This is a genomic window from Arthrobacter sp. zg-Y820 (assembly GCF_030142155.1).
Lineage (GTDB): Bacteria > Actinomycetota > Actinomycetes > Actinomycetales > Micrococcaceae > Arthrobacter_B.
This window is the reverse complement of record NZ_CP126247.1, coordinates 3,466,455-3,478,559: the sequence shown is the minus strand read 5'-3', so window position 1 is coordinate 3,478,559 and position 12,105 is coordinate 3,466,455. Positions and strand designations below refer to the sequence as shown.

Below are 12,105 nucleotides of genomic sequence, written 5' to 3'. Positions count from 1 at the left end.
GAGCCCCTGGACGGGCAGGAAGAATCCCGCCGGTGACCTGGCTGGACCGGCTGACCCTTACGGGCCGGGACTCTTCATTGCTACCGTTTTGAGGAGAGCAGATGGGTCCTGCCGATCCGGCAGATGCTCTCCCGCGAGGAGGAAACATGCGCGCTCCAGTCGATTTTCACCATGCAGCCCGGGACACCGGCGCGGTTATAACCGCCATCCGGGACGATCAGCTGAACTGGCCCACGCCGTCGCCCGAGTACACGGTGGGCGATCTCCTGGACCACATGGACGGGCTGTCACTGGAGTTCCAGCTCGCGGCGCTCAAGCGTGCGCTGCCGCCGGGCGCCGAGGAAGCTCCGCCGGCCGACTCCGGCAACCTGGCCGGGGGCTGGCGGGAGCGGATTCCCAATCAGCTCACCGCCCTGGCCGGAGCCTGGGCCGACCCAGCAGCCTGGGACGGCGAGACCGTGGCCGGGCGGGTTCCGCTCTCGGCCTCCGAAGCCGGGATGTTTGCCCTGGACGAGATCATTGTGCACGGCTGGGACCTGGCCCGCTCCACCGGCCAGCACTTCAACCCGGACCCGCGGGCTGTGCAGGCCTGCGCGGAATTCCTGTTGGAACAGCCCCGCAGCCCGGAGCTTTTCGGACCCGCGGTTCCGGTGGATGAGGCAGCCTCGCCCCTGGACCAGCTGATCGGGCTGACCGGGCGGGATCCCGCCTGGGTTCCGCCGCTCTGAGCGGGAGCTTTGTCCGTGCGGTGAATCCGTGCGGGCAGAACCGCCAGAGCGTGCACGGGTTCCCAGTCTTCGTGACGCATGAGGCCCCAGGGATCACACTGGCCCCAGAAGGCAACAAAGAGTGGGAGCCAGTGAGCGGCAGCGCCCGCCGGATTGGATTCCGGCTACCAGCCCAGCCAGTCCAGCGCCTCCCCAATGATCCACGGCGGAGCCGAGTGGCTGCCGTCACGCTCCCGGTAGCTGACGCCGTAGCCGTCCCGTTCCAGTGACGGGACCATCTTGCGGCTGCTGGAACGGAGGGGCCGGACGTTGTCGGCGCGTCCGTGTGAAACGAAAATCTCGGGCTTGCCGTGCCGCGGGCCGCCGGGCATGGATGCCGGGGGTATCGCTGCCATTCAGAAGTCAATATCCGGCCCTGCCAGCGTAAAAGCGGATCTGCGGGACCCCTCCGCAGGACGCCCGCTGACACGACGGCATGGCCGGGCACACACGGCAAACGTGCAGGTGCCGCGCATAATCTGAACAGCATGACAGCACACATACTCAGCGCCCAGGGCCTGACCAAGTCGTACGGGCAGGGCGAGAACCGCTTCGATGCGCTCAAGGGCGTCAACCTCGCCGTCGAAGCCGGTGAATCCCTGGCCATCGTCGGCAAAAGCGGCTCGGGCAAGTCCACCCTCATGCATCTGCTCGCCCTGCTGGACACCCCGGACGGCGGCACCATCACGGTCAAGGGCCAGGACGCCCGCTCGCTGGGCAAGAACGAGCTGAACGAACTGCGCAACCGCGACTTCGGCTTCGTGTTCCAACAGTTCTTCCTCACCCCCAACTCGTCGGTGCTGGACAACGTCGTCCTGCCGCTGATGATCGCCGGCGTGAAGCCGGCCGAACGCAAACGACGGGGCATGGAGGCACTGGAACGCCTGGAAATGGCGGACAAGGCCAAGAACCGCGCCACCGACCTCTCCGGCGGCCAGAAGCAGCGCGTGGTGATTGCCCGCGCCCTGGTGAACAACCCGTCGGTGATCTTCGCCGATGAACCGACCGGCAACCTGGACACCGCCACCGGCGCCGTCGTCGAGGACATCCTCTTCGACCTGAACCGGGAGCAGGGCATCACCCTGATCGCGGTCACGCACGACACCGACCTCGCCGCCCGCTGCGGCCGCCAGTTCTACATCAAGGACGGCCGCGAAGTGTCCGAAGCCGAACTCACCTCCACCACCATCACCACAGGGGCCCCAGCATGACCGTCGGCGATATTCTCCGCTCAGCCGTAGCGAATACCTTCCGCAGCAAGGTCCGCACCGCGCTGACCGTCGTCGCGATCTTCATCGGTGCCTTCACCCTGACCCTGACCAGCGCGATCGGCGCCGGCGTCTCGGACTACATCGACAAGCAGGTCGGCGCCATCGGCGGCGACAACCTGATGACCGTCTCGCCCACCACCGAGGCCGCAGCCGAAGATGACGGGCCCAAGGAATACAACCCCGACGGCGCCGCCACCCAGGGCAACTTCACCCTGCTCTCCGACGCGGACATCGAGACCATCCTCGCCACCGAGGGCATCGAAAAGGTCGAGCCCGCCGCGATGCTGGCGCCGGACTACATCCAGTACGACGGCGGAGCCAAGTTCGAGCTGACCACCAACCCGATGGTGGGGCTGGCCGATGCCGACCTCGCCGCCGGACGCCAGCTGGGCGAAGGCACCGGAGCGGAAATGCTGATCCCGTCCAGCTACGTGGAACCGCTGGGCTTTGCCAACGCTGACGCCGCCCTGGACCAGACCGTGTCCATCGCGGTCACCGACTACGCCGGCACCCAGCACACCGTTGAGGCCGTCATCGCCGGCGTGCAGAACGACTCGCTGTTCGGCGACGGTGCCGGCTTCAACTCCGACCTGCGCGCCGAACTGGACGCCCTGCAGCGCACCGGCATCCCGGAGGGTGTCTCCACCGGGTACATCACCTCCATTGCCTTCCTGGACGCCGGCGCGGACGAAGAGCAGATCGCGGCCGTCAAGGCGGACCTTGAAGCGCAGGGCTTTACCGGCCTGACCGTCGCGGACCAGATCGGCGCCATCCAGACCGTCATCAACGGCATCATCGGCGTGCTGAATGCCTTCGCAGTCATCGCCCTGATCGCTGCCGGCTTCGGCATTGTGAACACGCTGCTGATGAGCGTGCAGGAACGCACCCGGGAAATCGGGCTGATGAAGGCCATGGGCATGGGCGGCGGCAAGATCTTCGCCCTGTTCAGCTTCGAAGCCATCTTCATCGGCTTTCTCGGCTCCGCGCTCGGGGCCGGCGTCGCCGTCGGGCTCGGCTCGATAATCAGCTCCGTGCTGTCCAATACCGTGCTTTCGGCCCTGCCCGGCCTGCACATCATGCTGTTCACGCCTGCCTCAGTGGCGACCATCATCGGCGTCGTCATGCTGATTGCGTTCTTGGCCGGCACCTTGCCGGCCCGCCGTGCGGCGAAGCAGAACCCGATCGACGCCCTGCGGTACGAGTAACGGCAGCGGCGGGGCGTTCGCCCGGCGGCCCGTCGCCGGCGGTGGTCCCGCCGGGCTTCGCTACCGCGGATCCGGGTCGTCCGGGCGAAACCCGCGGTCGTCGTCGTCGACCGCGCCCGGCTTGGAACCGAAGCTGCGCCTGATCCCGGTGCCCTTGCCCAAGTTCTCGGGGTTGGGGCGGGCGGTGACGATCAGGAGCAGGAAAATCAGCAGCGACACTATGAAGGTCACGCAGGCAGCCGCAACACCCAGCTCCCACCGGAAGTCACGCTCCGTTCCTCCGGTGGAGAAAAGGGCCACGGCCACGCCGGCCACGGCGGCCAGTACGGCCGAAATAATCACCGGGACATTGCCGTAGTCCTGGCGGCCGGCGGATCCTTGGGGGCCGGACGCCGACGGCGGGTTCGAAGGCATGGCCATTCCTCCTGCGGAACGGAATGAATAGGCTTCGCCGCCATCCTAAGGCGCATCCGGGACCGACCGGAAGCCCCTGCCGGTGACCCTTTCCTGCGGCATTCCCCTCAGATGACCAAGCGGCTATCCTGCCCGGGAACGGGTCCGGCAGGAAGCCTCCGGTCGGAAGACGCAGGGCATGGCGGCGGCAGGAGATCAACATGCGCAAGGTGACGGCTTCACTGTTCAGCTCGATCGACGGCGTGGTGGAAAGTCCGGGGGAGTGGCAGTTCGACCACTTCGACGAGGACCTGGGCGCGCTGATGGGAACGGCACTTTCCACGCAGGACACGGTGCTGCTGGGCCGCGTGACCTACGAACAGTGGGCGGACTACTGGCCCGGCAACCAGGAGGACGCCTTCGGCAGTTTCATTAACCCGATTCAGAAGTTCGTCGCTTCCACGACACTGGCCAACGCGGATCTGCAGTGGGAAAATTCCACGCTCATGGACGGTGAGCTGAAAGACTTTGTCCGGCGGCTCAAGGAGCTCGACGGCGGAGACATCGCCGTGGACGGCAGCATTTCAGTGGTCCGCCAACTGCTCTTTGCCGGGCTGCTGGATGCGCTCACCCTCGTCGTCCACCCGGTGGTGGCCGGCTCCGGGCAGCGGCTGTTCAAACCGGGAGACCCGAGGACGCGGCTGCAGCTGGTCGACTCGCAGATCACCGTTTCGGGAAACGCCGTGCTCACGTACGGACCGCGTCCTGACTGACGGACAGCCCGGGTCTAATCGGAGGGCTGGAGCGGGCGGACCGGCTGCCGCAGCACCGTCCGCAGCTTCTCCGCAGCGGTCCGCCGCGGGTCGCTGAGGTACACCTCGTGGTGGTCGCCGTTAAACGTCAGTCCGTGGGCGGGCATCCACTGGTGGTGCAGCCGCTCAAGCACGGGGCCTTCGGCGTCATAGGCACCGATGTACAGAATCTGCACCGAGGTGCCTTCGTCAAGGGTGACCAGCCGCAGCCGGTCCAGCCCGGGCAGGCCTTTTTTCTGCTGCACCGCAGTGACCGCCGCCCGCACCATGTCCCGGGTGATCCACGCCGGCTGGGCAACCAGCATCGTCCAGTCCCACTCATCCTTGGCGCCGCGGGTGAACGCCTCCATGTCGTCGGCCCGCCATTGGCCCTCCAACGGGCCCACGGTGAAGTCGCGGTCCAGGTCCTTTTTGGACGCGAACTTCACGGCATACGCCGTGGGGTAGAGGCATTCCAGGGCGGAGACATACTCCTCGGACGTGTTGGGATCCCCGCTGCCGTCATATGCCAGGTACTGCAGCGGCGGAACCTCCACGAGGACGAAATCACCGGCTTTCGGAGCGTACAGCTCCGGATAGGCCTTCCTGAATTCGAACTTCTCCACTGTCATGCACCGCCCTTGGAAACCGCCGCCACCTCGGTCCTCAGCGTAGGTCGGCCAGCGTGCCGACGGCTACCGCCCCGAACCAAACGGCTACCATCCTCTTGGGGGAACGGATCCCTGCACGACATTTCCTCACGAATGGATGCCCGGCATGCTGCACGGTACGGCCGCCACAGTGGTGCTGCTGCGCGATGCCCCGGCCGGCCTGCAGGTGCTGCTGCTTGAACGCCCCCGCCACCGGGGTTCCTTCGCCGGCGCCTGGGTCTTTCCCGGCGGAGTGGTGGACCCGTCCGACGCCGCGGAGCCAACGGAGAACGACGACGCCGAAGTGGCTGCCGCCCGCCGGGCGGGCGTGCGGGAAACGGCTGAGGAAACCGGGTTGGTGCTGGCGCCGGAGGAACTGGTGCGGTTGTCCTGCTGGGTGCCGCCGCCGGAAGCCCCGCGCCGCTGGAAAACTGAGTTCTTCGTGGCTGCGGCCCCCGCCGGGAATATCCGGCTCAGCCCGGAAGAACACGTCGACGCCGTCTGGCTGTCACCGGCGGAAGCGCTGCGCCGGAGCACCGAGGGGACGATGGACCTGGTGCCGCCCACCTGGGTCACCCTGCACGGGCTGCTGGACCGGAAGAATGTGGCCGAGGCGCTGGCCGGCGCTGCGGCAGCCGTTCCCGAAACGTATGTAACCCGCCAGCTGCCCGGGCAGGTGCCTCCTGTCATGGTGTGGCAGGGCGACGCTGAATACCCGGGAGCTGACACGGCCGCGGAACCCTTCCGCCGGCACCGGCTGGTCCGTGACGGAACCGCGTGGACCTATCAGCGGACGTTCTAGCTCACCGTGCAGCTCGCGGCGGGCGCGGTTCTGGTGCCGCCGCGGCCCGGATCAACCCGCCATTACACTGGGCCGATGAACAGTCCCTATTTGATTTCCCGCGACCGGCTGGTGTCCGCTTCACCGGATGCCGTGTTCGATCTGCTCGCCCGCCCGGCCATGCACAGCGTCATCGACGGATCGGGCACGGTCCGCGCGGCGCATCCCAGCGGCCCAGATCGCCTGGCGCCCGGAGCCCGGTTCGGGATGGACATGAAGATGGGTGTGCCCTACAAGATCAGCAACACGGTGACCGAGTTCGAGGAAGGCCGCCGGATTGCCTGGCGCCACTCCGGCGGCCATGTCTGGCGGTACCTCCTCGAGCCCGCGGACGGCGGCACCCTGGTGACCGAACAGTGGGATGCGCGGAACGTCCGCCACCGCGTCATGTACCGCATCACGGGTGTCACCCGCCGGCATCCGGCAAACCTGGAACAGACCCTGGAGAAGCTGGCCGCCCACTTCTCGGCGAAGTAGCCGCCGCAGGCGACGCGCCAGCCGCCGCCACGGCTAGAATGGACGCCGGAAACACGGCAATAATCGAGCACCGGGAGCGACGTGGAGAATTTCGATCCGGGAGCCGTCTTCGACGTCGTTGATCTGGCCGGAGTGCTGGCAAACGGCGTGCTCGGCGGTGCCGTGGCCCGGCAGCTGCGCATGGATCCCATCGGGTTCCTGGTCCTGGCGCTGACCTCCGCACTGGGCGGCGGTGTCCTGCGCGACACCCTGCTGCAGGTCGGAACGCCGGTGGCACTGACCAACCCCGCCTATCTGATCGTCGCCATCGCCGGCGCGTTCATCGCCTATCTGATTGAGCTTCGGGGCAAATGGGCCAACCGGTTTTTGATCGTCATCGATGCCTTCGCCCTGGGCTGCTGGGCGGCCACCGGCACGTCCAAGGCCCTGGCGGTCGATCTGGAGTGGCTCCCGGCGATCCTGATCGGCATGGCCACGGCGGTGGGCGGCGGCATGATCCGCGACATCGTGGTTGGCCGGGTGCCGGCCATCTTCGGCGGGAACACGCTCTACGCCACCGGCGCCCTGATCGCTTCCGTGGAAATGGTGATCCTGTATCACCTCGGTTTGCCGAACCTCGGAATGGGCATGGCCATCGTGACGGCCGCCGTCGTCTGCACCGTGGCCCGGCGCCGCGGCTGGCGGCTGCCGGCACCGGGGGAGTGGAGCGTCCGCCTGACCCGCCGCCCGCGCGGGGCAGGCTCCGTGGTGGGGGATTTGCCCGGGGAAGCGGCGGGACGCAGGGGCGGCCGAAAGAAGGAACAGGGGTGGCCGCGGCCCCGCTTCAACCGGGTTCCGGGCCTTCGCTCCTTCCGCCGAAAACGACCCGAAGCCGACGGCGAGGCCCCGCCGGTCCGCCGCTGACCGTCCCGCTGCATTGAGGCTGACCGCGCCGGTGCATTGAGCTGGGAGCGAAATGCCGGCTGGCCCCGGCACCTGCCCGCGGGTAGCGTGGCAGGAATGACTGCTTACAAAACCGTGAACCCCGCAACCGGGGAAACACTCAAAGAATTCGCCGAAGCCACCAACAGCGAGATCAACGAAGCAATCAGCGCGGCCCACGGCGCCTTCGCCGCCTGGCGCCGGCAGCCGGTGGAAACCCGCAGCAAAACCATCGCCCGGGTAGCCGAGCTGTACCGCGAACGCAGCGATGAACTCGCCGCGCTCATCGCGACGGAAATGGGCAAGCCCCTGAGCGAAGCCAAGAGTGAAGTAGCCCTCTCGGCAAACATCTACGACTACTACGCCACCGAGGGCCCCGGCTTCATGGCCGATGAGGAACTCACCGTCAAGGGCGGCGGCGGAGCCACAGTGAAGACCGCACCGATCGGCGCCATCCTGGGCATCATGCCGTGGAACTACCCGTACTACCAGGTGGCCCGCTTCGCCGGTCCCAACCTGATGCTGGGCAACACAGTGCTGCTCAAGCACGCCAACAACTGCCCGCAGTCGGCCCTGGTCATGGAACAGATCTTCCGTGACGCAGGCCTGCCGCAGGATGCCTACATCAACCTGTTCGCCACCAACGAGCAGGCCGCGGACATCATTGCCGATCCCCGGATCCAGGGTGTCTCGCTCACCGGCTCCGAGCGCGCCGGGTCCGCCGTCGCCGAGGTCGCCGGCCGGAACCTGAAGAAGTTCGTGCTGGAACTGGGCGGCAGCGATCCGTTCATCGTGCTGGATACCAAGGACCTGGACGCCACGGTCGCCTCCGCAGTGGCCGGGCGCATGGGCAACGCCGGGCAGGCCTGCAACGCTGCCAAGCGCTTCATCGTCATGGAGGACCTCTACGAGGACTTCGTGCAGAAGTTCACGGCGAAGATGGAAAAGATCCAGCCCGGGAACCCGCTGGATGAGGACACCCGCTTCGGCCCGCTCTCCTCGCAGGCGGCCGCGGACGGCCTGGTCGAACAGATCCGGGACGCCGTGGACAAGGGTGCCACCCTGCACACCGGCGGCAGCCTCATCGACGGTCCCGGCGCCTACGTGCAGCCCACCGTGCTGACCGGTGTCACCGAGGACATGCGTGCCTTCTCCGAGGAGCTCTTCGGTCCGGCCGCAGTGATCTACAAGGTTTCCAGCGCCGACGAAGCCGTGGAGCTGGCCAACAGCTCGCCCTACGGCCTGGGCGGCGCCGTCTTCAGCGCCGACGAGGAGAAGGCCCTGGAAGTTGCCGACCAGCTGGAATCGGGCATGGTCTGGATCAACGGAGTCTCCGGCACGCAGGAGGACCTGCCGTTCGGCGGCGTCAAGCGTTCCGGCGTGGGCCGCGAACTGGGCCGCTTCGGCATGGACGAGTTCGTTAACAAGAAGCTCATCCGCACTCCGAAGCAGCGCTAACCCACCCCGGTACGACGACGGCGGTGCCACCTTCTCCGAAAGGCGGCACCGCCGTCGTCGTAGGCGGAGGAGTGCGAACTAAACGGATTCCTTCACCGCTCCGCCGGTGGCCGGACTATCCCCGGCCGGGCTGCCCTCCACCGGGCTGTCACTGACGCGGTCTTGTTCCGCCGCCGTCTCTTTTGCCGCCGTTTCTTTTGCCGCGGCGCGGGCGGCCCGTTCCTCTGCGGTGGTGAACACGATGTACCGGTAGGCGAAGTAGCGGAAGACGTTGCCGGCAGCGACACCCACCACATTCCCGGAGATGTTGTCGGCGAACTGGCTGTCAAAGCCCAGCAGGTAGTGGGAAACGAAAAGGCACCCGGTGGCGATCAGCAGGCCCACCACGTTGGTCAGGGCGAACAGCAGGGTTTCGCTGCGGATGCTCCGGCCGCGGGTGCTGCGGAAAGTCAGGTAGCGGCTGCCAATCCAGGACACGGCCGTTGCGGCGGCGACTGAAGCGACCTTGGCGGTGATCGGACTGTCCGTGAGGACCGTGGAGGCCAGCACATTGAAGAGGGATACATCCACCACGAAGGCCACGGTGCCGACGAGGGAAAAAGAGCCCAGCCGGCGCATGATCTTTCGCACCGGCGCGACTTTGCTGTTGGCCATGGACCCGTTCCCTGCTTCCTCCGCCCGGCAGATGCCGGGATTCCCTTGGATATTTTCACAAGGGGGCGAGGGGCACAAAATTGAGGCTGCCGGCCATTCGGGGCGTGACGGTCAAGACAGTTGGCGGCCGGGAGAGTCGCGCAGCAATGACGGAGAGCTTCAGATGAAGGAAAAGCGGAGCTCGGCGGCGCCGCCGTTGAACGACGTCGTGCCGGTCAGCCGCATCGGCGCCGTCGGCACAGACACCGGCAGCAGCGGGCGCCCGGCGCCCAGGGCGACGGGCATGTAGGTGACCCGCATTTCGTCGAGCAGCCCTGCCTCAGCGAACTGCGCCGCCACGTCGCCGCCGCCCACCACCCACACGTTGCGGCCGGCGGCGTCGTTCACCGCTTCCGCACAGATGCGCCGGATGTCCCCGGAGGCGAAGCGCACGCCGCTGTCCGGAGGCGCCTGCAGGCTCCGTCGTGTCAGCACTTGGCAGGGCAGCGCGCCGAAGTCCCAGCTGTCCGGCTCACGCTCGCGGACCCATTCATAAGTGGTCGACCCCATGACCAGAGACCCGACACCGGCAATGAACTGGTCATAGTGCTCTTGGAAGGCCTCAAACCCGAAGGCCAGCAGCCAGTCCAGGTTGTGGTCCTCGGTGGCTATGTATCCATCCAGTGATGACGCGACGTAATAGAGGACCTTACCCATGTCCACGAGCATAACGGCGGGGAAGGACCGGCACACCAGGCCGGCTGCAGGTTGTGGTTGGCGAGGGCAAAGTTGCTGAAACCGGCCGGGGGATAGAGTGGTGGTTATTCAGCACACTGATCATTTCGGGAGGCGGCGTCATGGGCGGAACAGACGGTACTGAACAGCAGGGGAAGCCGGAACAGCAGGGCGAACCGGGGCTGGTGGCGGACCTGCTGGTCCGGCGGCTTCAGGCCTGGGGCGTGGGCCGCATCTTCGGCTACAGCGGAGACGGCATCAACCCGCTGATGGGTGCCCTGCGGCGCGCCGGCGGCCCGGAGTTCATCCAGGCCCGGCATGAGGAAAACGCAGCATTCATGGCCGTGGGGCATGCGAAGTACACCGGGGAAGTGGGAGTTGTCGTTTCCACCCAGGGTCCCGGCGCCATCCATCTGCTCAACGGCCTCTATGACGCCCGGATGGACTCGGTGCCGGTGGTGGCCCTCATCGGGCAACAGAGCCTGAGCGTGCTGGGCTCGGCCTACATGCAGGAGGTGGACCTGATGCATCTGTTCCGCGACGTCGCCTCCGGCTTCCGGCAGCAGGTGAGCAGCCCCGAGCAGGCACCCCTGATCATTGACCGGGCCTTCAAGGAGGCGCTGGCCACCCGCACCCCGTCGGTGGTGATCCTGCCCCACGACGTCCAGCAGGCCGACGCGCCGGAGCTGGAACAGGAACACGGAGTCCTCACCACTGCACCGCTCTGGAGTCCGGCCCGCATCCTGCCGCGGCCGGAGGACGTCTCCGCCGCTGCGGACCTGCTCAACAGCGGGCAAAAAGTTGCCCTGCTGGTCGGACAGGGGGCCCGGGGTGCGCAGGCCCAGGTGGTGGCCCTGGCCGAGAAGCTCGGCGCCGCCATCACCACCAGTCTGCTCGGCAAACCCTATGTGGATGAATCCCATCCGCTGGCTGCCGGCGTCATGGGGCATTTGGGCACCTCAGCCAGCGGCTTTGTGCTGGGCAACTGTGACACGCTGCTGATCATCGGCTCCAACGATCCGTGGACCGAGTTCTATCCGCCGCCCGGTGCCGCCCGGGCGGTGCAGATCGACATCGATTCGGCGGCGATCGGCAACCGGTATCCGGTGGAGGTGGCGGTCACCGGTGACGCGGCCGGCAGCCTCGATGCGCTGCTGCCGCTGCTCAAGGAGCGCGGCGGCTCCGCCTGGCGCGACGACGTCGAACAGGCAGTGCGCTCCTGGCATGAGCTGTCCCTCGAGCGGGCCTTCACCCCGGCGGACCCGATCAATCCCGAACGCGCGGTCCACGAATTGAGCCGGCGCCTGCCCGCCGACGCACAGGTGGCCGTGGACGTGGGCAGCAGCGTCTATTGGTACGCCCGGCAGCTGCGCCTGCCCGCGGGCGTGCCGGCGCACCTCTCCAGCACGCTGGCGAGCATGGGCTGCGCCGTGCCCTACGGACTGGCCGCGAAGCTGGCGCATCCCGACCGGCCGCTCATCGCGCTGGCCGGGGACGGCGCCATGCAGATGGCCGGCCTCACCGAACTGATCACTGTCAGCCGGCTCTGGAAGCAGTGGGCGGATCCGCGCTTCATCGTCTGCGTGCTGAACAACCGCGAACTGACGGAAGTCACGTGGGAACAGCGGGAGATGGAGACCGAGCCGCGGTTTGAGGCCAGCCAGGCGCTGCCGGACTTCAACTACGCCGGGTACGCGGAGCTGCTGGGTTTCGAGGGCATCCGCGTGGAGGATCCGGAACTGCTGGGCGCCGCCTGGGACCGGGCGCTCGCTGCCGACCGGCCGTGCATCATCGAGGTCATTTCGGACCCGGACGTTCCGCTTCTGCCGCCGTTCCCCGCCGGGAAAAAGCAGGCCGCGTCAATGGTCGAAGCGATGGAAAAGGAAGGACCGCAGACGCAGCACGCCCGCGACCTCCTCTCCGTCTACCTCCGCCAGGAACAGGCCCTGGCGGAGGACTGACG

The 12,105-nt window shown here is 67.2% G+C and carries 14 protein-coding genes; 9 read left to right on the top strand and 5 right to left on the bottom strand.

The window, feature by feature from the left end; translation table 11 throughout:
• Positions 1-146: 146 nt before the first annotated feature.
• Entirely contained in the window at positions 147-728 is a 582-nt protein-coding gene (locus QNO08_RS15880; protein WP_229966246.1) for a TIGR03086 family metal-binding protein, read from the top strand.
• A 164-nt stretch (positions 729-892) separates the two neighbouring features.
• Here the strand turns inward: QNO08_RS15880 and QNO08_RS15875 are convergent, their stop codons facing one another.
• Positions 893-1,123, bottom strand: coding sequence for an alpha/beta hydrolase (locus QNO08_RS15875; RefSeq protein WP_229966245.1), 231 nt, complete (start codon positions 1,121-1,123; stop codon positions 893-895).
• A 132-nt stretch (positions 1,124-1,255) separates the two neighbouring features.
• Between QNO08_RS15875 and QNO08_RS15870 the strand changes: the two genes are divergently transcribed.
• Both QNO08_RS15870 and QNO08_RS15865 read left to right on the top strand, forming a co-directional pair.
• Positions 1,256-1,978: an ABC transporter ATP-binding protein gene (locus tag QNO08_RS15870; RefSeq protein ID WP_229966244.1), complete on the top strand. Its 723-nt coding sequence runs from the start codon at positions 1,256-1,258 to the stop codon at positions 1,976-1,978.
• Positions 1,975-3,243: an ABC transporter permease gene (locus QNO08_RS15865; protein ID WP_229966243.1), complete on the top strand. Its 1,269-nt coding sequence runs from the start codon at positions 1,975-1,977 to the stop codon at positions 3,241-3,243. Before QNO08_RS15870 ends, QNO08_RS15865 begins: the two co-directional genes overlap by 4 nt.
• 60 nt (positions 3,244-3,303) lie before the next feature.
• On the opposite strand, the gene QNO08_RS15860 is transcribed toward QNO08_RS15865, so the two are convergent.
• Positions 3,304-3,657 carry a hypothetical protein gene (locus tag QNO08_RS15860; protein ID WP_229966242.1) on the bottom strand — a complete coding sequence of 118 codons (354 nt, stop codon included), beginning with the start codon at positions 3,655-3,657 and terminating at the stop codon, positions 3,304-3,306.
• A gap of 200 nt (positions 3,658-3,857) precedes the next feature.
• On the opposite strand from QNO08_RS15860, the gene QNO08_RS15855 reads away from it, so the two are divergent.
• Positions 3,858-4,409 (top strand): dihydrofolate reductase family protein, encoded by a 552-nt coding sequence (locus QNO08_RS15855; RefSeq protein ID WP_229966241.1) that lies wholly within the window; start codon positions 3,858-3,860, stop codon positions 4,407-4,409.
• Positions 4,410-4,423: 14 nt separating this feature from the next.
• On the opposite strand, the gene QNO08_RS15850 is transcribed toward QNO08_RS15855, so the two are convergent.
• The gene (locus QNO08_RS15850; RefSeq protein ID WP_229966240.1) at positions 4,424-5,059 is read right to left on the bottom strand and encodes a GyrI-like domain-containing protein; all 636 of its coding nucleotides are present in this window, start codon (positions 5,057-5,059) and stop codon (positions 4,424-4,426) included.
• A 145-nt stretch (positions 5,060-5,204) separates the two neighbouring features.
• Here QNO08_RS15850 and QNO08_RS15845 point away from each other — a divergent pair, with 145 nt between their 5' ends.
• From QNO08_RS15845 to QNO08_RS15830, 4 genes are all read left to right on the top strand, one after another.
• Positions 5,205-5,879, top strand: a complete 675-nt coding sequence (locus QNO08_RS15845) for an NUDIX hydrolase (protein ID WP_229966239.1) — start codon at positions 5,205-5,207, stop codon at positions 5,877-5,879.
• 75 nt (positions 5,880-5,954) lie between these two features.
• Positions 5,955-6,395 (top strand): SRPBCC family protein, encoded by a 441-nt coding sequence (locus tag QNO08_RS15840; protein WP_229966238.1) that lies wholly within the window; start codon positions 5,955-5,957, stop codon positions 6,393-6,395.
• An 81-nt stretch (positions 6,396-6,476) separates the two neighbouring features.
• Entirely contained in the window at positions 6,477-7,298 is an 822-nt protein-coding gene (locus QNO08_RS15835; protein ID WP_229966237.1) for a trimeric intracellular cation channel family protein, read from the top strand.
• A 96-nt stretch (positions 7,299-7,394) separates the two neighbouring features.
• A complete protein-coding gene (locus QNO08_RS15830; protein ID WP_229966236.1) occupies positions 7,395-8,774 on the top strand; it encodes an NAD-dependent succinate-semialdehyde dehydrogenase in 1,380 nt (459 codons plus the stop codon).
• A gap of 78 nt (positions 8,775-8,852) precedes the next feature.
• On the opposite strand, the gene QNO08_RS15825 is transcribed toward QNO08_RS15830, so the two are convergent.
• The gene (locus QNO08_RS15825) at positions 8,853-9,428 is read right to left on the bottom strand and encodes a GtrA family protein (RefSeq protein WP_229966235.1); all 576 of its coding nucleotides are present in this window, start codon (positions 9,426-9,428) and stop codon (positions 8,853-8,855) included.
• Between the two features lie 159 nt (positions 9,429-9,587).
• Positions 9,588-10,124: a dihydrofolate reductase family protein gene (locus QNO08_RS15820; protein WP_229966234.1), complete on the bottom strand. Its 537-nt coding sequence runs from the start codon at positions 10,122-10,124 to the stop codon at positions 9,588-9,590.
• Positions 10,125-10,264: 140 nt separating this feature from the next.
• Between QNO08_RS15820 and QNO08_RS15815 the strand changes: the two genes are divergently transcribed.
• Positions 10,265-12,103: a thiamine pyrophosphate-requiring protein gene (locus QNO08_RS15815; protein WP_229966233.1), complete on the top strand. Its 1,839-nt coding sequence runs from the start codon at positions 10,265-10,267 to the stop codon at positions 12,101-12,103.
• The last annotated feature ends 2 nt before the right edge of the window (positions 12,104-12,105 follow it).